At 57.7% G+C, this 21,437-nt stretch carries 13 protein-coding genes; 8 read left to right on the forward strand and 5 right to left on the reverse strand.

From position 1 onward, the window contains the following. Positions 1-19 precede the first annotated feature (19 nt). Positions 20-841 carry a hypothetical protein gene (locus M017_RS0113120; protein ID WP_031498473.1) on the forward strand — a complete coding sequence of 274 codons (822 nt, stop codon included), beginning with the start codon at positions 20-22 and terminating at the stop codon, positions 839-841. Positions 842-1,062: 221 nt separating this feature from the next. Here M017_RS0113120 and M017_RS0113125 read toward each other — a convergent pair whose 3' ends face one another. Then, entirely contained in the window at positions 1,063-1,575 is a 513-nt protein-coding gene (locus tag M017_RS0113125; protein ID WP_031498474.1) for a hypothetical protein, read from the reverse strand. A gap of 298 nt (positions 1,576-1,873) precedes the next feature. On the opposite strand from M017_RS0113125, the gene M017_RS0113130 reads away from it, so the two are divergent. Both M017_RS0113130 and M017_RS0113135 read left to right on the forward strand, forming a co-directional pair. After that, entirely contained in the window at positions 1,874-3,832 is a 1,959-nt protein-coding gene (locus M017_RS0113130; protein ID WP_155121392.1) for a CotH kinase family protein, read from the forward strand. Between the two features lie 9 nt (positions 3,833-3,841). Continuing rightward, complete coding sequence (locus M017_RS0113135; protein WP_031498476.1) at positions 3,842-5,698, forward strand: metallophosphoesterase; 1,857 nt, start codon at positions 3,842-3,844, stop codon at positions 5,696-5,698. Between the two features lie 50 nt (positions 5,699-5,748). Here M017_RS0113135 and carB read toward each other — a convergent pair whose 3' ends face one another. The 3 genes from carB to M017_RS0113150 form a co-directional block, all read right to left on the reverse strand. Next, a complete protein-coding gene (carB, locus tag M017_RS0113140) occupies positions 5,749-8,973 on the reverse strand; it encodes a carbamoyl-phosphate synthase large subunit (RefSeq protein ID WP_031498478.1) in 3,225 nt (1,074 codons plus the stop codon). 3 nt (positions 8,974-8,976) lie between these two features. After that, positions 8,977-10,113, reverse strand: a complete 1,137-nt coding sequence (gene carA, locus M017_RS0113145) for a glutamine-hydrolyzing carbamoyl-phosphate synthase small subunit (protein ID WP_031498479.1) — start codon at positions 10,111-10,113, stop codon at positions 8,977-8,979. Between the two features lie 141 nt (positions 10,114-10,254). Next, on the reverse strand, positions 10,255-11,103 hold the full coding sequence (locus M017_RS0113150; protein WP_031498480.1) for a hypothetical protein: 849 nt from the start codon (positions 11,101-11,103) through the stop codon (positions 10,255-10,257). Positions 11,104-11,498: 395 nt separating this feature from the next. Between M017_RS0113150 and M017_RS0113155 the strand changes: the two genes are divergently transcribed. The 4 genes from M017_RS0113155 (at position 11,499) to M017_RS0113170 (ending at position 20,107) form a co-directional block, all read left to right on the forward strand. Further along, positions 11,499-15,077: a TonB-dependent receptor gene (locus M017_RS0113155; RefSeq protein WP_031498481.1), complete on the forward strand. Its 3,579-nt coding sequence runs from the start codon at positions 11,499-11,501 to the stop codon at positions 15,075-15,077. 330 nt (positions 15,078-15,407) lie between these two features. After that, positions 15,408-15,917 (forward strand): CarD family transcriptional regulator, encoded by a 510-nt coding sequence (locus tag M017_RS0113160; protein WP_031498482.1) that lies wholly within the window; start codon positions 15,408-15,410, stop codon positions 15,915-15,917. Between the two features lie 117 nt (positions 15,918-16,034). Further along, the gene (locus tag M017_RS0113165) at positions 16,035-18,485 is read left to right on the forward strand and encodes a hypothetical protein (RefSeq protein ID WP_031498483.1); all 2,451 of its coding nucleotides are present in this window, start codon (positions 16,035-16,037) and stop codon (positions 18,483-18,485) included. Next, positions 18,482-20,107, forward strand: coding sequence for a tetratricopeptide repeat protein (locus M017_RS0113170; RefSeq protein WP_031498484.1), 1,626 nt, complete (start codon positions 18,482-18,484; stop codon positions 20,105-20,107). The genes M017_RS0113165 and M017_RS0113170 overlap by 4 nt, the downstream gene beginning before the upstream one ends. A gap of 14 nt (positions 20,108-20,121) precedes the next feature. On the opposite strand, the gene M017_RS0113175 is transcribed toward M017_RS0113170, so the two are convergent. Continuing rightward, positions 20,122-20,427, reverse strand: a complete 306-nt coding sequence (locus M017_RS0113175; RefSeq protein ID WP_031498485.1) for a DUF2103 domain-containing protein — start codon at positions 20,425-20,427, stop codon at positions 20,122-20,124. 94 nt (positions 20,428-20,521) lie between these two features. Here M017_RS0113175 and M017_RS0113180 point away from each other — a divergent pair, with 94 nt between their 5' ends. Then, positions 20,522-20,836, forward strand: coding sequence for a cupin domain-containing protein (locus M017_RS0113180; RefSeq protein WP_202901651.1), 315 nt, complete (start codon positions 20,522-20,524; stop codon positions 20,834-20,836). The last annotated feature ends 601 nt before the right edge of the window (positions 20,837-21,437 follow it).

The raw sequence follows: 21,437 nt of genomic DNA on the forward strand, positions 1-21,437 counted from the left end.
ATGTTAGGATCGGAGAGGAATGCAGCAAAATTGGGTTCGTTTGTTCGTGCTTGGAATCGCGATGGCAGGATCGATGCTTGCCGATGATGTCATCAAGATCGCGCCAGCGCAGGAAGCGCAGTTGCGGGAGCGGCTGAATTTTTTTTGGGAGCAGTTTGTTGCCGGAAAGTTTCGGCAGGCGGATCAAGTCGTGTCGGAAGATTCGAAGGACGAATTCTTTGCCTGGCCGAAGAAGCGGATCAAGAGTTTTCATGTCGATCATATTTTCTATGCCGATGGGGGCAAGGCCGCTAAGGTCGTAACCACGATTGAGTCGCAGGCGGCAATCCTGAACGTCGGGTCAATGGATGTGAAGCAGCCTCTCGAATCCTGGTGGCGTCTGGAGAACGGCCAATGGTTCTGGTTCAAGCCGAAGAATGAAACCCGTCAGACGCCTTTCGGCACAATGAACACGAACGAAAGCGGCGGCGAGGCTCCTCTGGTGCCGACCGGCCAGTTTATGCGCGGTCCTGATATTGAGACCTTATGGAAGATGGTGCTGCCGGACCGGACAGAAGTTGTTTTTGTGATGGGCGAAGCCAAAACAGAGACGATCACCGTCAAGAACGGGCTGCCGGGGAGTGTCAACCTGACCCACGATGCGCCTGGAAGCCAGGAATTAGAGTTTGATCTGGATCCGCGGATTGTGCCGCGGGGTGGATCGGCAATACTGACCATTCGCTATCAGCCAAAGGGCAAGCCCGCCAAGGACGCCGAGGCTGTGCTGCAAGTGTTCCATCTGGGTGTGGCGCAGACCGGCAAGTCGTTCGACATCAAGGTCCACATCAACCCGAAGAAATAGCTGCTGCCGTCTCTTTCATGGTGTTCCCGATGGGGGAGAGACGCTTTTCGGTTTTGGGTTCGTTGCGGTTGCGTGCCATCGAGAGTTCGCTACCGGGCGGTGCTCGATCCTCAGGAACTCACGACATACATGAATTTGCAGTTCCGGGATTGCGTTTCCTCCGTGGCCTGCGCGCTGCTGGCGATCTATTTTAGGGGCCGTGGCGAGCGGCCCCTGGTTCCTCAGACCACTCCGAGTTTGGCCGCGATCTTGGACAGCAACTGCCGGTCTGCGACCGTGAAAGCGTTGACCGTATCCTTGTACGCATCCTTGATTCTTACGGTCACCACGTTGCCAAAGGTAAAGGTGAGTTCCTCATTGTCCTTGAGGGGACGCAGCGGGACAGGGATCGGTGCGAGCCGTGAGCCAGGGCCATAATCGACCATCCGCTCCCGCGGCAGAATATTGACCGTCGCCGCATCCTCCTTAAGGAGTGCGAGTTGGTCCAGTTGGGGAACGCCCTTTGTGTCTGCGATCACCATTCCATTTTTGTCGTAGAGCAGTGCTGCATCGTAGAGCATGGTGCGCTTGGTGGTGGTGCGGGCGGCAGGATCAAACCAGCATTTGACCGGCTTGGAGGAATCCCAGAGAGGAGCCTCCTCGCCAGTTGCTTTCAGATACTCATCCCGTGTTTGGAAGTACGGGAAGAGGTAGAGGTCGTTGATCGGAAACATTCCGGTTCCGGTTTCGCTCATAGAAGCCTCAATCACATAAAACTAACAGGCAGTTAAAGCGAGCGCTTCACCACCGGTTCCACGATACGGGATCGCTGGGTGCTTTTGTGCCTGCTTCGGAGGGAAGTGATTGAGAAGACGGGAGATCTAGTTTTGAAAAACTTGTGACTGTCGCTTTTGCCTCCCAGCCAGCGGGTTGTTTTCCATCCCCCCTGTACAGGTCCGCTTCTATCCCATTGCGAGGCGAGTAGCCGTTTGGAGAGGGGTTGCGCCTCAGGTCTTGTAGCTGTGCTCAAAGGAAAGAAAGAGGGTAATTCCTGTGCATTCCAACCGGTTGTCCATTTTGATGCTGATGGTTCTCTCCGCTGTCTCTGGCCTCACGCAAAGTCAGGCGAATGTGTTTCTCGATGATTCTACGATTCAGGTGATCCATTTGACGATGGATCCTGCAGACTTGGCAACGCTGCAGCAGAATTACACCCTGAATACTTACTACCCTGCGACCTTTGCCTGGAACGGGCAGTCGCTCCAGGTGGGGGTCCGGTCGCACGGAGGAGGCAGCCGCAGTCCGGTGAAGCCGAATCTGGATGTGAACTTCACGAAGTATGTGAAAAAACAGGACTTTCTGGGGTTGACCTTTTTCCTGCTGAAGGCGAATAATGAGGACCCTTCCAATCTGCATGAATGGCTCTCGATGAAGCTGTTCCGCAAGATGGGTTTGCCCGCCCCACGAGAAGCGCCGGCGCAGGTTTATCTCAATAACCAGTTGCTGGGTTTCTACTTCATCGTGGAGCACGAAGATGAGAGCTATCTGCAGCGGAACTTCGGGGAGAGTGGTGGCTATCTTTATGAGTGGCAGCAGAATGGAGTTTACGAGTTTAATAACCTCGGGACCGACCCTACTCTCTATGCGCCGCTTGTCGATCTGAAGACGAGCCAGGCGGCTCCGGATCTGGCGAATCTGATCAATCTGGTGCAACTGATCAATCAGCCAGCGACGAGCCTGACTGATGATCAGTTTGCGAGCGCTTTGTCGCAATTCATGAATCCCGCATTGTTTCTGGCTCACATTGCCGTGGAGTCGGTTCTCGCTGAGGAGGATGGGATCTGTGGCGGCATTGTCGGGATGAACAATTTCTTCCTCTACCAGTTCCAGAATTCAACTCTCTATCAGTTTCTGGCCTGGGATAAGGATCTGACTTTCTCTGATCCGAATCGCGATATTTTCTTCGGCATCACGAACGGATCGAACATCAATCTGCTGGCGCAGCGCCTGGTGGGGATTCCCCGCTACCGCACGATGTATCTGAATTCGCTGGCCAAGGCTCAAACGCTGTTTGGCGGCACTGGCGGGTGGGCTGATGTTGAACTGACCCGTGAGTATGCGCTGATCCATGATGCGGCGGTGAACGACCCGAACAAGCAATGTGCCACGTCCAATGGCCTGATCCCTTGTGGTGTGACGGACTTTGAAACAGGCGCACAGTGGCTGCATACCTATGTGGCGGGGCGCTATCCGATGGTCATGTCTTCACTGGCGTCTGCTGGCTATGTGGCCACTCCCGCCGATCCGCAGATTGCCGCAGGAGGGATAGCCGCCTGGGGAGGCACAGCGGCGGTGTCGCCCGGCGGACTGACCACGGTAAACGGTCTTGATTTGGGAAGCAACCTGCAGCCCACGAATGGCCCCGTGCGTTTGCTGGGGAACACTTTTGTTGCCGTGAATGGCGTGCGTGCGCCGCTGTTCTCAACGACCCCGACTCAGGTGCAGTTTCAAGTTCCTGCTGATGTTCCGCTTGGAACGGCGAATGTTGTGGTGTGGAATGGAAACGACCTGAGCAATAGCGTAGATGTCTCTGTACTGGCGGCGACGCCGGATATTCTGGGAGTGATTCATGCGGATGGAACGACCCTTTCTTCGGCTCGTCCGATGCTGCCTGGGGAGACCTTGTCGATCTATGCGGCGGGGTTGGGGATTCTGAATCAGAATGTCGCGATTGGCGCGGCGGGTCCCACGGATGTTTTGGCGACCACGTTGTTGACTCCGCAGGTGATGGCCGATGCGACGCCGCTTTCGATTCAGTTCTCAGGGTTGGCTCCTGGCTTTGTCGGCTTGTATCAAGTGAATGCGATGGCGCCTACGAGTTTGAGTGCACCACTGGCTCCCCGTGTGGTTCTATTGACGCAAGGCGGACAGTCGGCGTCGTGGACTGTCGGATCGGTGGGGGCCAGCGTATCCTCAAAACTGCACGGAGTGCAACTGACCGGGGCGCGTTAGAGAGGCCCAATGCTGATCCAAAACCGAATTCGTTGCTTTGCGCTGCAGGTGACGCTGCTTGCTTCGCTGGGCATCTCCCCGCTTGCTTTTGGGGTGACACTCGTTCGCAGCCCCTACTTGCAGAATGTCCAGCAAGACCATGCTTCAATCCTTTGGACGACCCGTGAGCCGGGGGTAGCCACGGTGAGTTTTACCGATGGACGGAGCGTCCAGACGGTGAGGGCGAAAAGCCGGGAGTTTTCGCCGGAAGAAACAGGGATGCCGGATGTCTTCTATCAACATGAAGCAGACCTGACGGCGCTGCAACCCGGGGTGAACTATCAGTACATGGTGCTGGTGAATGATGTGCCGTTGAGTCCGTCTTTGTCGAATAACCAAGCGCTCCATTTCATGACTGCCGGGCCGGGGCGCTTCTCTTTTCTTGTGCTGGGAGATAGCGGATCTGGCTCGCCGGAGCAATTGCAACTAGCGGGCCGCCTGAATGCGGAGCAAGGGATTTCGCTTGTGATTCATACAGGCGATCTTGCCTATGAGAATGGGACCTTTGCGCAGTTTGACGATCGATACTTTGCTCCCTACCGGGCCCTGATGGGCCGCCTGCCTTTCTTTCCGACGCCCGGAAATCACGAATACTACACGCAGCGTGCGGCTCCTTATCTGGCCGTGAATGCATTCCCCGATAACGGGGGACCGGCCGAGGATCGGGGCCGTTATTACTCCTTTGATTGGGGCGACGCCCATTTTGTGTCGCTCGATTCGAACCTGCTTCGTATGGATGCTTCCGAAAGGATGCTCCAATGGCTGGAAGAGGATCTGAAGGGAACTGGAAAGTTCTGGAAGATTGTCTTCTTCCATCACACCCCCTATCCGAGCGGGTATCACCTCGATGATCCGATCTGTGCCGCCGCCAAGGAGAAGGTGGTGCCGATTCTAGACCGCTACGGAGTGCAACTGGTGCTGAATGGGCATGAGCATAGCTACCAGCGCACCGTCTCTCTGGTGAATAGCCAGCCTGTTTCGAATGGCGGTGGAACTGTCTATATCAACAGCAGTGGGGGCGGGGCATGGCTGCAGCCGATTGGAGAGGTGTCCGAGACGGCAGTGTCGCTGCATCTCCACAACTACTTGCGCGTGGATCTGGACGGTGTTGGGTTGACGGTGAGAGCGCTGGGGATCACAGGGACGGAGCTGGACAAGGTAGTGCTCGCGCCAGTGCCGGTCATCCAAAGCGTGGCGAACGGAGGTGATTTCAGCACGAAGGTGGCAGGAGGATCCTGGATTGCGATCTTTGGACAGAATCTGGCGCAGAGCGCAGGAATCGCTGCTGGATTGCCTGAGACGACCTTGAACGGGACCAGCGTCCGGCTCGGAGGGCGTTCCTTGCCATTGAGTTATGTCTCCCCGCAGCAGATTAATGCACATCTCCCCTTTGATGCGCTGGGGCCGGAATTGCTCACGGTGCATACGGCAAACGGAAGTTCGACGAAAGAGCTGGACGTGGTGGCTGTAGCTCCGGCGATCTTCGCCGTGTTGCAGGGGGCTCAACTGGTTACGGCAAATCAGCCTGCGACGGCCGGTGAGACCATCCTGGTGCTGGGGACAGGATTGGGTGCTGTGGCGGGAGAACTGGCTCCGGGTGCCCCTGCGCCCAGTCCGGCCGTGGCGGTGTTGTATCCCGTGCTGGTTCATGTGGATGGCCAGGTGCTCACGCCGACTTTTGCCGGCCTGTTTCCTGGCATTGTCGGGTTGTATGAAGTGATTGTGCCGTTGCCGAAGACGATCTCCTTGGGGCAGACGCTGCTGCAACTGGAAGTGGATGGCGCCAAGAGCAATCCGGTACTGATCTCCATTGTGGCGGGAAACTGAAAAGACCCCGGCGTTGGGGCCGGGGTCTACTTTCTGGTTGGGCGGACGATCTACGCGGATGCTTTCCGGTGGATCTCCTGCAGGCTCCAGACGCGAGCGGGCGTGTCCTGCTTGGACACCATCGCTTCTGCTGCGGCCTTTGCTGCCGACATGGTGGTGATGCAAGGGACACGGTACTGGATGGCGGCACGGCGGATGGCCTTCTCATCGCCAAAGCTGACGCTGCCCATGGTGGTGTAGATTGCCAGTTGGACGCTGCCGGTCTTCATGAGATCGACCGCATTGGGACGGCCTTCATTCACCTTATAGATGACCTTGGAGGGGATGCCGGCGGCCTTGAGGGCGTTGGCGGTGCCGCGTGTGGCGACGAACTGGAAGCCGAATTCCTTCAGCTTGCTGGCGATGGCAACGGCGTCGGGCTTGTGCCGGTCGTTGACGCTGATGAAGATGGTGCCGCTGGCGGGCAGGGGGATTCCGGCGCTGAGCTGGGCCTTGCCGAAGGCTTCGCCAAAGGTTTCGCCGACGCCCATGACTTCGCCAGTAGAGCGCATCTCTGGACCAAGCACCGGATCGACTCCCGGGAACTTATGGAAGGGGAGAACCGGGCTCTTGACGAAGAACTTCGAGACCGTTAGGACGCCGCTGGTGCGGCCGCCGGTGAGGCTAGAGAGTTCCTTGAGAGTCTTGCCAAGCATCAGGCCGACGGCAACCTTGGGGAGGGCGATGCCGGTGGCTTTGCTGACGTAGGGCACGGTGCGCGAGGCACGCGGATTCACTTCGATAACGTAGACCTTGCCATCCTTAATCGCGTACTGGACGTTCATCAGACCCACCACCTGCAAGGCGCGGGCGAGATTGACGGTATAGTCTTCGATGGTCTTGAGCTCGGCGGGCGCAATACTGGTGGGCGGCAGGACGCAACTGGAATCGCCGGAGTGGATGCCGGCTTCTTCGATGTGCTCCATGATGCCTGCGATCAGCACGTCGTTGCTATCGCTGAGGCAATCGACGTCGACCTCGAGCGCATCTTCAAGGAAGCGATCGATGAGGACAGGACGGTCCTGCGAGAAGTGGACGGCTTCCTGCATGTAGCGGCGGACCATGTCTTCGTCGTAGGCGATGACCATGGCGCGGCCGCCGAGCACGAAGCTGGGGCGCACGAGCACCGGGTAGCCGATGCGGCGGGCCACTTCACAGGCTTCCTCAACGCTGGTGGCCGTGCCGTTTTCAGGCGAGGGGATTTTGAGATCGTCGAGCAGCTTGGCGAAGAGCTTGCGGTCTTCGGCGAGGTCGATGTTCTCAGGCTGGGTGCCGATGATCGGGACACCGTGGCGCTTGAGGCTGAGAGCGAGGTTCAGCGGAGTTTGGCCGCCGAACTGGACGATGGCGCCATCGGGCTTCTCGGTATCGTAAATGTTCAGCACTTCTTCAAGCGTGAGCGGCTCGAAGTAGAGGCGGTCGGAGGTGTCGTAGTCCGTTGAGACGGTCTCCGGGTTGCAGTTGACCATGATGCTCTCGTGGTCAAAGTCGCCAAGCGCGTAAGCGGCGTGACAGCAGCAGTAGTCGAACTCGATGCCTTGTCCGATACGGTTGGGGCCGGAGCCGAGAATCATGACCTTCTTGCGCGAGCTGGGCTGGGCTTCGCATTCGCTCTCGTAGCTCGAATAGAGATAAGGCGTGAAGCTCTCGAATTCGGCGGCGCAGGTGTCGACGCGATTGAAGACGGCGGCGACTCCGGCTTCTTTACGGTATGCGCGCACTTCGTCCGGGGTGCTGCCGGTGGCCTTGGCGATGTAGGCATCAGAGATGCCGTCGCGCTTGACCTGCCGCAGGGTACGGGCGTCGAGGCTCGCCAGGGTCTTGCCCTTGAGCGATTGTTCTTCGTCGACGACGTCCTTGACCTGGCGGAGGAACCAGGGATCGATGGCCGTGAGTTCCTGGACTTGCTCGATCGTCCATCCGAGGGAGAAGGCGAAGCGGATGTAATTGAGCCGGTCGGGATTGGGGGTGATCAGGCGTTGGCGGATCAACGTCTCGTCGTAGACTTCTGCCTTCTCGCTCTTGCCCGTTTCGAGCGAGCGCAGGGCCTTGCCGAGACTCTGCCGGAAGGTACGGCCGATCGACATGACTTCACCGACGCTCTTCATCTGCGTACCGAGGGCAGGGGAGGAGCCAGGGAATTTTTCAAACTGCCAGCGGGGGATTTTCACCACGACGTAGTCGATGGTGGGCTCAAAGCAGGCTGGGGTGACGCGGGTGATGTCGTTTTTGAGCTCGTCGAGACGGTAGCCGACGGCGAGCTTGGCGGCGATCTTCGCAATCGGGAAGCCGGTGGCCTTCGAGGCCAAGGCCGAACTGCGGCTGACGCGGGGGTTCATCTCGATGATGATCATGCGCCCGTTGGCGGGGTTGATGGCGAACTGGACGTTAGAGCCGCCGGTGTCGACGCCAATCTCGCGCAGACAGGCGAGCGAGGCGTCGCGCATCATCTGGTATTCGCGGTCGGTGAGGGTCTGGGCCGGCGCGACGGTGATCGAGTCGCCGGTGTGGACGCCCATCGGGTCGAAGTTTTCGATGGAGCAGACGATGATGGCGTTGTCGGCGAGGTCGCGGATGACCTCCATCTCGTACTCTTTCCAGCCGAGCATGCTCTCTTCAGCGAGCACTTCGTGAACGGGGGAGAGGTCGAGGCCGCGCTCGAGAATTTCGATCAGCTCTTCGGTGTTGTAGGCAATGCCGCCGCCGGTGCCGCCGAGGGTGAAGCTGGGGCGGAGGATGAGCGGATAGCCGATTTCCTGAGCGAAGGCGAGACCGTCTTCGACGCGGGTGATGAGACGGGATTCGGGCAGATCGAGGCCGATCTTGCGCATTGCGTCTTTGAAGAGCAGGCGGTCTTCGGCCTTCTTGATGCTTTCGACCTTGGCGCCGATCAACTCGACGCCGTATTGTTCGAGAACGCCCGCTTCGGCGAGGGCGATGGCGAGGTTGAGGCCGGTTTGGCCACCGACGGTGGAGAGCAGGGCGTCGGGGCGTTCCTTCTTGATGACTTCGGTGGCGAACTCGACGGTGAGCGGCTCGACGTAGGTGGCGTCGGCCAAGTCGGGGTCGGTCATGATTGTTGCCGGATTGGAATTGATGAGGACGACTTCAAAGCCGTCGTCGCGAAGAGCCTTACAGGCCTGGGTGCCGGAGTAATCAAACTCGCAGGCCTGGCCGATGACGATGGGGCCGGAGCCCACGATGAGGATCTTCTTGAGGTCTGTTCTACGGGGCATCTGCTACTTGGAGCCTTTCCAGTCGCTCATCAGCTTGATGAAGTCGTCGAAGAGGTATTGGGAATCGTGAGGGCCGGGTGCGGCCTCGGGATGGTATTGCACGCAGAAGAGGGGGTGGTTGCGGTGACGCAGACCCTCGAGGGTCTGGTCATTCAGATTGATGTGGGTGAGGTCGACTTCGTTCTGATTGAGCGAGTCCGGGTCGACACAGAAGCCGTGGTTTTGCGCAGTGATCTCGACTTTGTTCGTGGTGCGGTTGAGCACCGGATGATTGCCGCCACGGTGGCCGAATTTCAGCTTGTAGGTTTTGCCGCCAAGCGCGAGGCCGATGACCTGGTGGCCAAGACAGATGCCGAAGATTGGAGCTTTCCCGATCAGCTTCTGGACTTGCTTGGTTTGGAATTCGAGCGGTTCAGGGTCGCCGGGGCCGTTCGACAGAAAGATGCCGTCTGGTTTCAGCGCGAGGACGTCTTCGGCGCTGGTGCCGGCGGGAACAACGGTGAGGTCGCAGCCGACATGGGCGAGGCGGCGCAAGATGTTGCGCTTCATCCCGAAGTCATAGGCGACAACTTTGAAGCTGGCAGGGGCGGGCTGGCGCAGGACTTCTGATTCTGAGACGCCGGTGACAGTCTCATTCCATTGGTAGGACTTGGGAGTGGAGACGACGGTGGCCAGATCGAGGCCGGCCATCGATCGGACATTGCGGGCACGCTCGACCAGTACGCGAGGGTCGAGTGTCGTGGAGGAGAGAACCCCCCGCATTACCCCGCCCATGCGGAGTTTCCGGACGAGGGCGCGGGTATCGATTCCGGTGATTCCAGGAATTCCGTGTTTCGAGAGGAAATCGCCAGCTTCGTCGTCGCTTCGCCAGTTGCTAGCGAGCGGGGAATATTCACGGACGACCAATCCTTCGAAAAACGGCCGAATCGCTTCATTGTCAGCGTCGTTGGTTCCGTAATTTCCGATCTGCGGGTTCGTCAGTACGACGATCTGCCCCGCGTAGGAAGGGTCTGTGAAGATCTCTTGGTATCCGGTGAGCGAGGTATTGAAAACCACTTCACCCGCTTTGTCTACGGGCGCACCAAAGGCATTGCCCTCGAAGACCGAACCGTCTTCCAGGGCGAGCAAGGCAGTGTTCAACCTTGTGTTCTCCTTATTGGGGGGATTTTCACCATTTTATCATGGCGAGGGGGAATCCACCGAATCGGAGCTTTCGGTCCCGAATTGGAAACGTCCGTTTCAGATTGGGACGTCCGGAAAATGCCACCTGGCAAGTTTTTGTTAGGTGGGCAGCGTGTTCGCGTTCACCACTTTGAGGTTGCCCTTGGTGACGCTGTCAATCGCGTTTGTGGAATTGTTGAGGTTATAGCTGGCGGCCTCCGCGCGGTAGGTGTCGAGGACGTTTTGGGTGGCGGAGAAAGGATCTTTTGCCGTGCGGGCTGCGTTCAGGCTGTTGGCCAGGACGGAGGCGTCAATCATCTGCCCGTTCGGCATCCGGATATATTGGTCTTTTTGTTGGGTTCCGAAGGTGCTGAAGGGGGAATCGACGAGCGTTCCGCCGAGCAAGGTGGCGAGTTCCTGCCCTCCTTGTTTATCCACATTGCCAACGGCACGTGTGGCTCCGTCGCTTCTGCCGTTGGAGAGATTGGTCCACTGGATTCCCACCGGAGCGATATTGAAGGGCGTAGAGCGGTTGAGGTTATTAGTTAGGACATTGGCATAGGAGCCGGTATTGGCGTCGAGCCAGGCCTGCTTCATGGGGTCCGTCGCGGCCAGCGGCTGGGGGGCTGCGGTCTGTGCGACGGTTTTGGTGCTTGCTACTGCCGTGGCGTCCGCCAGGGCAGCAGCTGCATAGCGGCGTGCGCTGTTGTTGGTGGCGGCGATTGCATCGGCGCGCTGGGGAGGGTTGGCGTCCAGAGTCTCTTCAACGCTACTGGTGCGGCGACCTGTAGCGCTGTTGTTCGACGTTCGTGAGGCGGTGACGCGGTTGGTGAGCTCTGTCCGATTGGCTCGAAACATAGCGGAGGAGTAGGAAATCGTTCCCATGCAGAGGCGCTGAGCATGTTCGGTGCCAAAGTCAAAGAAGGTGGTGCGGATTTTGAGTGCAGAGAGGTGCCGGTTCTGGGACATCGTTAATTGCAGTGCTGAACTGGTCCGAGCTCGCCGTTTGTGAGAAGGCGTTCCAGCGCTGAGATCTAGGAATAGAGACGATGGCTCAATAATTAAGCTCTAGTAGGCACAGTACTGAGACGTAGAATCTAATGCAAATGTACTTAGATCCCGGGAGCCCCGCTCGTCGGCGTGTCGATCTGACCAGACAGATACGGCCAAGGATAGTGTTGCTGGTTCTGAACCATCGCTGGTCTGCACTTCCTATCGACTTTGCTTCGTGCCTCACATTTTGATCCTGTTGTCTCTTGGCTGCGGCGGTTTTGGTACTAGGACGCGAGGCCTCTAGTACTACCGTCTAGTGGACTAGCAATGCTAGTCTGAGGTAACGGCCAATTCAAGGGGGTCACGATTTCATGAGTATTCGTTTCGGTGTCTTTTTCCTTTCCGCATTTCTTTGCGCCACTTCGATTTTTTCCCAAACCTCAGGCAGAATTTCGGGCACGGTTACAGATGCGTCCGGGGCTGCGATTCCTGGCGCGGCGGTAGAACTCTTTGTGGCCGGAGGATTGTCGCCGGTGGCAAAGACAAGTTCTGGCGCCGATGGGAATTTCGCGTTGGCAGGAATCCGTCCTGAGATCTACGATATTGCTGTTTCCGCTACCGGATTCCGCAAGGAAGTGCAGCGCGGCATCAAGGTGGATACCAGTACGGAACTGCCTCTCAAGCCTTTCAGGCTGGAGTTGTCAGCGACCAATGAATCGATCGAAGTGTCCGCTGAGTCGGCGGTGGTGCAGACCGCTTCGGCGGAAGTTTCGACGACGGTGACCAATGCACAGTTGCGGCTGCTGCCTTCTCTGAACCGGAGCCCGGTCGGGCTTCTGAGGACGCAGGCCGGCGTATCGTCGAACGCAAAAACTCCCACAGTGGTCAATGGCTTGCGGCCTTCTTTTGCGAATGTCACTCTCGATGGTGTCAATATCAACGACAACTATATCCGGACCAATTCGCTTGATTTTCAGCCGAACCTGCTGTTGCTCGATCAGGTGGCCGAGGCGACGGTCATTACCTCAAACGCGAGTCCAGCTTTGGGGAACGGTGCGGCGCAGGTGAATCTCTCGACGCCTTCCGGCACCAATCAGTATCACGGTGCATTGGTCTGGCTCAATCGGAACAATGCGCTCGCCTCCAATACCTGGTTCAACAATGCCAGCAGGGTGGCCCGGCCTTTTCTCAATCAGAATCAGTTTGGCGGTTCGCTCGGTGGAGCGATCAAGAAAGACAAGCTGTTTTTCTATACGAACTACGAAGGGCTTCGCCTGCGGCAGCAGACGGCGGTCACGCGGACGGTGCTGCGCGAGGATGCGCGCAATGGCATTTTCACGTATCAGGATACGGCCGGCAATTTGCGGAAGGTGAATCTTCTGGCGGCGGCGGGACTGTCCGCGGATCCCCGCACTGCGGCAATGATCAAGGCCATCCCTTCGTCGAGCGTGATCAATCGCAATGACATTGGCGATGGGCTGAATACCGGTGGTTATGGCTTCAATCTCCGGAGCAATCGGAACCGGGACAATGTTCTCGGAAAGATGGACTATGTACTTTCGACGAAGCATTCGTTTGCGGGTACCTTCACCTGGAATCGCGATGTTCTTGACCGTACCGACACAACCATCATGACGAACTTCGATACGGTTCCTGTGGTGACCAATGATTCCTCGCCGAAGCTCGTTTCGGTCACGTATCGCTGGAGTCCCAGTGCAACTTTTACGAATGAGCTGCGTGGTGGCTTCAATTTAACTTCGGCGCCTTTCTTGACGAGCCAGAAATTTGATAACGAGATTATCGCGCCGCCACAAGTGAGTGGGGTGAATCTTTTCAATAACCCGGTCAATGCTTTTCGCGCGAACGGAAGAGATACGAATACCTACAACATGCAGAACAACGCAACGTGGGTGAAAGGGCGCCACTCCTTCCAGTTCGGCTACCAAAGCCAATGGATCCGCGTGCGGAGCTACAACGATACTGGCATCACGCCAACTTATACCCTTGGCATCAGCGCATCGAACCCCGTAAATATTGCCTCTTCGCTTCCTGCGATCAGTTCGGCAAACAAGAACGTTGCCGATGCACTGCTTGCGCTGCACGCTGGCTTTGTCACCTCGGTGACGCAGAACTTTCAGGTGAAAGACCGGACGAGTGGATTTGTTCCTGGACAGAGCAATGTCCGGAAATATACAAGTGATAATTACGCTGGATATTTCCAGGACAAATGGCGTGCCCATCGCCGGCTCACCTTGACGGGAGGAGTCCGCTGGGATTATTTCGCCCCGGTGACCGAAGAGAATTCGCTCGCTCTCCTGCCGGTATTGAACGGACAGACTCCGATTCAGGCGATGATGAATCCGCTCGGGACCCTCGACTTCGCCGGGAATTCGGTGGGCCGCTCCTGGTACAAGAAGGACCTCAACAATTTTGCGCCGAACGTGGGGCTGGCCTATGACATCTTCGGTGATGGGAAGACCAGCTTTCGCGCCGGTTACAGTGTCAATTTCGCAAACGACGAATTCATTCGTGCGCTGGAGAACAGCGTGATCACCAATACAGGGTTGACCTCGACGGTTACGACGACGAATTTGGTAGCCCGCGCTTCTGCGCTGCCGGCTGTCGTGACGCCTGCTTATAAGGTGCCTCGTACTTATGCGGACAACTATGCGCTCGACCCGACTTCGGCAATTGGTCTTCCCGATCCGAATCTGGTGACGCCTTATGTGCAGCAGTGGTCGGCTGGAATTCAGCGGGAGATCGCCCGTGGCGTTTTGGAGGTGCGTTATGTGGGCAATCGCGCGACGAAGCAGTTCCGCGCCTTTGACTATAACCAAGTGCTGATCGATGTTCCCGGCTACAAGACAGACTTCGTGAATGCCCGCCGGAACGGACAGCTAGCTCAGGCCGCCGGCCGAGCCTTCAACCCGGAATACAACCCGGCCATCGCGGGCAGCACGCCGCTGCCGTTCTTCGATCAGATGCCGGGCGCGCTGCTGACGAATGGCACGATCAGCGGTTTGATCCAGCGCGGCGAGATCGGTGAGCTGGCGAACACCTATCAGAGCAACTTGCTGAATGCACCGTTCAACTTCTATCGCAATTCGAATGCGGTGGGCGTCAACATGATGACCAACTATTCGAACTCGAACTACAACTCGATGCAGATCGACTTCACCCGCCGCTACCAACGCGGCTTTTACTTCCAGGCGAACTATGTGTGGTCCAAGACCCTGAGCGATACCACCGGCGATTCGCAGACGCGCTTTGATCCTTTCCTCGACATCAATAATGCGAAGCTCGAGTACTCGCCCACCTTGTTTGATCTGCGCCATCAGTTCAAGCTGAACAGTGCCTATGAACTTCCGTTTGGCCATGGACATCGGCTTTCGGGTGGCAAGGGACTGAACCAGGTGATTGGAGGCTGGACGCTGTCCACCTTTATCACCGTGAGTTCCGGGTCTCCCTTCACCATCTTGAGCGGCCGCGGGACGCTGAACCGGCAGGGACGGTCGACGACGACCAACACGGCGGTGAGCACGCTGAGCTATGACCAGATCAATGCGCTGTCGGGCGTCCGGATGACGGGCAATGGGCCTTACTATTACGCCGCTTCGATGATTGGTCCCGATACGCGCGCCGTTGCCTCCGACGGGAGCGCGCCCTTTGCGGGCCAGGTTTTCTTCAACCCGGGCCCTGGGGACGTGGGTAGCCTCGGCCGCCGTGTCTTCTACGGTCCGATTTTCAAGAATGTGGACGCAGCGATCCAGAAGCGGACGTATCTGACCGAGAGTCAATACTTCGATCTGCGCATGGAAGCGTTTAACGCAACCAATTCGGTGAGCTTCGATGTGCCGAACTACAACATCAACAATACGAATTTCGGACGGATCACAACGACACAGTCCGATCGCCGGATCGTGCAGTTCAGTCTGTATTACCGCTTTTAAGCGAGATCCATTTCTTAATTGGAACAGCGGGCCCACGGTGAAAGCCGTGGGTCTTCGCTATTGTTACGCCTCAATTTCAGAGGTGTGAAAAAGCCGTGAAGTATACACTTCGGCGTGGTGTATCCCTTGCTCTTCTGATCCCAAATTTCATATCCTGGAGGGAGTCGCCTCACGCGTGAAAATCTGGGCCAGAAGGCTCAAAGATTCACAAAAATCGCAAATAATGCAACCGCTTGCGTTGACAATCCGTCGGGCGCGATCTACCCTTCATATAGTCATCGCGGTTTCATCGGTGTGACAACGAATCCAAAGTGTACGGGGGGTCCAGGAATGACCTTTCAAATCGGCGAAAAAGTGGTTTACCCAAATCATGGAGTCGGTACGATTGAAAACATCAGCGTTCGATCTTTCGGAAGTCAGAACGAACGTTTCTATTTGCTCCGTTTAGCTTATAGTTCCATGACCGTTATGGTGCCCTTCTCCCACGCGGAAGAAGTCGGCCTCCGTAAAGTCACCCGGAACACCGAAGTCGCGAAAGTTCTGAACTTTCTCGCCTCCGGAACTCCTCGCTGGAATCCTGACTGGAAACACCGCTTCAAGGAAAATACCGAGAAGATGGGTAAGGGTTCCCTTTACGAGATCGCAGAAGTTTTTAAAACGCTTTTGTTGATCCAAGGCGATAAGCCGCTCAGCTTCCGTGAGAAGAAGATGCTGGAGCGCAGCCGTCAGATGTTGTTGGCTGAAGTTGCTATTTCTCGTGCATTGGCCGAAAAAGAAGCAATTGAGATGTTGGATCGTTCGCTCCAAAAGTCGAAGCTGCATTTTCCAGAACCGATTTAAGACCTTTTCTATTCCAAACAAAAAGCGCCGGCGGAAGCTGGCGCTTTTGCTTTTTGGAGTGAGGGCTAAGGAAGTTGCGGGAGTCTGCCGATAAATGAGAGGACGGAAGTGTCTCTCATGGTTTGTCTGTACTGCGGCAAAAAACTCCCGATCGTCAAAAAGCTGACGGCTGAGGAGTTTTGTTCGGTGGCGCACCGGCGGGCTTTCCATGCGGAGCAGGAACAACTTGCGGTTGCCAGTCTGCTGGAACAGCAGCAACGGATGCGGCCCTATCGCTCCCAGTCCGCGCTCGAGCCTCCAGCGGTGCAGGAGACTCCCCTTTCCCCCAAGACTTCGGTGCTCTCCTCGCGGGGCGGTGCGGAATCCATCTGGCAGGGCGCTGCTCCTTTAGCCGCTGCCATCCTTCCCCTCGAGCCCACTACGAATCTTTCTCCGGCCCCGGTGAGAAATGGCTTGGCCGCGCCCCAATCTGGCGTTCAACTCTTCGAGCCTCGCGGATGTGTTGGGGTGGAGGAGGCAATGCAGGCGCTTTCTCTGTCGCAGATGCTTCTGCCCCCATCGCCGCTCCCCGTGCCTACGGAACAGGCGGACAAGTGTTGGATGCCTGCCGCGCTGGAGGAGTTTACTTCTGTCTCCATCGCGGCTCGCTTCCTGAAGACTGCGTCGGGGCAGGCTAGCTTGCCGGAGTTGCCGATGCCCGGGGTGATGGCTTTGCCTCATCTGGACTTGCACCCGGAGTCCCCGGCTGTGCCGGAAGAAGTTGATTTCGACATGGATCTTGGGGAGAGTGCTTGTCTTGCCCTGCTGCCGGGTTGCGCGGTGCGGCCTCCGGACCGGTTGCCGGTGGCGTCTGCAAAGGGGCTACAGCGTTTGGGCGCGATACTCCTGCCGGTTGGCAACGGACAGTGCCTGAGCCAGACTCGGCCTGCCTTTGCGTCGGTTCTTGAGCCGCAGGCGTTGGTTGGGGCGGCGGGGCTGGCGGAGGTACGGGATTGCTCCACAGGGCCCCTGCGTGCCGAGGCTCCGGTGCAGATTGATTCTGGGTTTCTGGCATTGGCTTCGCTTGAGTGGAACGCGCTTGCGGAGGATCTGGCGCTTCCGATCGAGGCGAAACGAAGTCCCTTCGCCCCGCCAGCCTCGCAAAACGCGGCTGTTTCCGGAGCGCCTGTTCACCCGGTGCGGACTTCGGCGCCGTTGGCGAGGGCGGTGAGCTTGGGGGGCGCTGTCCCCCGTTTCTTCTCCCGGCCGAAGGCGGTTGCTCCCCGGGAAGCGAATTTGCTCTCTGCGGAATCCGTTCCCTTTGCCGCGCCTCCCGTGGCGATTGCCGCGGCGAGGGAGACGAACGCCAGGGGCTTGGATTGGGGGACGCTTGGGGGCCGATTCGAAACAGAACTATTGCCCTTGCCGTCCGTCGTTTTGGCGCCCAGGGGGCTACCGCCGATTGGGTTGGAAGCTTCGTGCTCCGCGTTGCCGACCAAGGGCCGGATTGTGGGCTTGCGTCGCTCCAGTCTTTGTGTGCTTCCTCCGGTGCTTGCGAGGGCCAAACTGGTTCCCGTTCCTGTGGCTCCGCTGTTGCGCCCACTGCGGCCGCGATTGCATGAGGCAGTCCGGTTGGAGAATTTCACGATCCTCCTCCCCCGGCTCTCCCTCTCCATTCAGCAAAGCAAAGAGATCCATTCGCCCTTTGCCGCATTGAGTCAGCTTGCTGGTGGTACTTCCGACCTGTCCTGGAGCCGGCTGAAGAAGAGTTGGCAAGAGGCTCCCAACGATTTGCGCTGGATTGCGGTCGTGATCCCGATCGTGATCGGTCTGATCTGGTTGGCGAATAGTCCTGGCGCCAAAGGGAATTTGAAGCTCAGCGTGCGGAATCAATTGAGTTCTCTGGCTCCAAATGTCGGGGAACTGGTGCAGTCTGCCTTGAAGGAGGACTCATTGGCGAGCTTCCGGCAGGGAATCCAACGTCGCGCGGCGATCGAACTCAGTGATGACTTCCGGCAGGGACTCGGGGAGTGGAGTGGGAAGGGCGATTGGGCGCGCGGTTGGCGCTATGATCCGGCTGGCTTCCTGCGGCCTCGGCAGCTTGCGCTATACACGCCGAGCCTGGGGCTGGAAGACTACCGCTTTGAATTCCTGGGTGCAATTGAACAAAAAGCCCTATCGTGGGTGTTTCGTGCTGCCGATCTTAGGAATTACTACGTGTCACGCCTTGAACTCACCCGGCCTGGGCCGATTCCAACGGTGGAGCTGGTTCGCTATGCGGTCCTTGACGGGAAAGCGGGGCCTCGCAAGGTGATTCCGCTTCCTTTCCAGGGGCGGATGGACACGATCTATCGCGTGCGGCTCGATGTGAATGGATCTGATTTTGTGACGACCGTCCAGGGCCAGGTGGTGGACGTGTTTACGGATGCCAGGCTGGCTCGAGGCGGAATCGGTTTCTACGCGGATGCAGGAGAAGATGCCCGCTTGCGATGGGTTGAGGTCTCTCACCAATATGATTTTTTAGGCAGGCTTTGCGCCTTCCTCGTCCCTTATAACATTTCGAATTCAACTGTGAGGTCTGCGCCATGACATTCCGGCGAAAGGAAAATTCGGCACTGAAATCCAACGGACCCTTAACCGCTGGACTCCATAGCGAGGGCCAATCGGCTCTTGCGAGAGCTGTCGCACTCCATCTTGAGGGCAAACGGAAGGAGGCGCTGAAGGAAATTCACGACGCGCTTGATTCCGGCCAGCAAGACCCCGAGCTGTTTTCCGCTCGAGGGCATCTTCACTTCGAACTCGAGCAATTTGAAGAAGCTGCGCGCAGCTACCAGAAGTTGTTAGATCTCAATGCGAAACATCCTTCAGCGCACTTCAATCTCGCGGTCTGCTGCGAGAAGCTGGGGCGCTGGGCTGAGGCGGCGGATCACTTCCATAAAGCCTTGGAATTGCCCAGTGCCGGCGCGCAGACGCGTCTTGGACTGGGCGTGGCCTATCTCCATACGGACCGGGCGCCCCAGGCGCTGGATCTGTTTGAGCAGGTCTTGGCCGTCGATCCCGATCATGAAACCGCGCTGTTCGGCAAGGCTGTTTCGTTGCAACTGCTCAACCGGCTGGAGGAGGCTCTTGCTCTCTACAATACGATGCTGGAGCGGAATCCGAGTAGCGAAGAGGCGCTGGTCAATCTCATTACCATCGGGATTGCGTTGAAGGATGTCAATATCATTCGCGTGCACTCCGAGAAGCTGCTTGAGATTCGTCCCTTCTCCCAGCCTGCCCTCGAAGGGCTGGCGACTTGTGCCTTTACAACGGCAGACTACGAAGCGGCCGCGCGCTTCTGCCAGAAACTGGTGGAGTACACGCCCGATCATTTTGAGCGCTGGTTCAATCTGGGGGTGGCCTATCAGAAGCTCCAGCGGATGGAGCAGGCCCTGCAGGCCTATCAGGAAGCAACGCGGATTCGTCCTGACAGCGAACAGGCGCTGGTCAATCTGGGGATTGTCCGGCAGCAGCTTGGGGATCTCAAGGGCGCACGCGAATCCTATGAACTGGTGCTGAAGAAGAATCCGACGCTGACCGAAGTTCGCTATAACCTGGCCGTGCTGCTCGAATCAACGGGTTCGCGGGAAGATGCGGAGCAGATTCTCGAGGCCTTGCTGAAAGAGAACTCCGAATCGGAAGAGATCTGGTTCCGCCTGGGCTTCCTGCGTCTGGAGCGAGGCGAGTTGCAGGGTGCGGTGCAGGCATATGAGACTTGCCTCGAAAAGCGTCCGAACTGGCCTGAAGCCCAGTTGAATCTGGGACTTGCGTATTGGCGGATCGGCGATCGGGATGCGGCCTCCCTGGCTTTCTCGAATGTGTTGCAGGCAGAACCCGGTTCGATGGACGCGCTCCGTGGGCTGGCGGCTCTTGCTGTCGAGAAGGGCGATCAGGAGCAGGCTCTCGAACTGCAGGCGAGATTGATCGATCTTGGGGAGCGTTCTCCCGAATTGTTCTACAACACCGGTTTGCTGCTGCAGAAGAGTGGCCAGGTGGAGGATGCGATTCGCCTCTATAAAGAAGCGTTGAGCGAGCGTCCCGGATTTGCCGAAGCGCTGCTGAATCTCGGTCATGCGCTCAAGACCCAGGGTCAGCAGGACGAGGCGCGGTTGTACTGGAGAAAGGCGCTCGAAGCCCGGCCGGAACTGGCGAAGGGCTATTTCGAGGCTTAGACCGCTCCGCCCAGCTATTCATTGACTCTGGCGGCTGCCTGTTCCAGTGCAGCCGCCAGTTCCATTTCACTCATTGTGGTGGAGATAAACAGTTCTTGCCGTGCGCCATCGCTCAGGGCAATCGCCTTGAAGCCGTTGGTGGTGGGGACGGTGATCCGTACACTCACCTTGCCTTTGGCATCGCGCACCTTCGCAATCCGTCCTGGTACCACGCTCCGAATTCCTTCGTTGTCCTCGAGAAGCCGTGCGAGCATCTTGCGGACGCCGCTCACAATCGAGTGCTCGATCTTCAACCGGTCGTTTGTGCTGCGAAGTCTCATCCTATCGATATGATGAGGCCTGGGGGCTCTTGTGCGCAAAATCAATCTTTCAGAAAAATTTGGAGAGTTTCAGGATCATTGGTCCCCGAAGATCGTGGCTGAGCTCAATGGCCAGCATGTGAAGCTGGTCAAGTTTGCCGGTGAGTTCGTCTGGCATCACCATGATGAGGAGGACGAACTCTTCCTGGTGGTGGCAGGATCGTTTGTCATGGAGTGGCGGGATACTGCTGGGGTGGAGCGGGCCATTCCAATGGGCGTGGGGGAAATGCTGGTTGTGCCGCGTGGTGTAGAGCACCGGCCAGTTGCAGATGGGGAAGTGAGCGTAGTGTTGTTTGAGCCGGCCTCGACTCGCAATACGGGCAGTGCCGTGACCAGCGAGTTGACGGTGGAAGATCCGGTCTACCTCTAGCGTGAGCTACGCTGCCTGACTCTAGAGGCTGTCATTCACGGATGAGAAGCTGAAGAGATGGCCGCCTCCGGCCCGAAAGCGATAGCAGACCGACCTCAGTGACGAAGAGTGGAGTTTGCTGCTTCTTCAATGGCTGCGGTATCTGGTGAAGTGTGGAGCGCCCTGGCACTTGATGCCGCACGACTTGCCGCCGCGGTACGTGGTCTATCAACAAATACAACGCTGGATGCCAGCGCAAGTGCTTGAAGCCATGGTTCCTGATCTTCGAGAGGTACTGCGATTGGGGGAAGAACAGTAGGCGCAACTGAGGCGGCCATTCTGGACAGCCGTACCTTTCAATTGACACTGGAAAGCGGGGCCCGAGCCAGCTACGACGGGCAAAACGACGAAAAGGAACGAAGGTCCATATCGCCGTTGAGATCTGCGGCCTCGGCGATTGAGATCTGCCGGTTTCGCTTTTCGCTCCGCCTTCACGTGGAGTAACTTCCGCAGGTCGTGAAGTATAGAACTTGGCAGATCCTTCGCTTTGGCTCCGGAAGAAGGTCTGGTGACCCTGACGCGCTTAGCTGACCCGGGCACCGCACGATGAGAAAAGGTCTAG

The sequence above is a fragment of the Bryobacter aggregatus MPL3 genome (assembly GCF_000702445.1).
GTDB lineage: Bacteria > Acidobacteriota > Terriglobia > Bryobacterales > Bryobacteraceae > Bryobacter > Bryobacter aggregatus.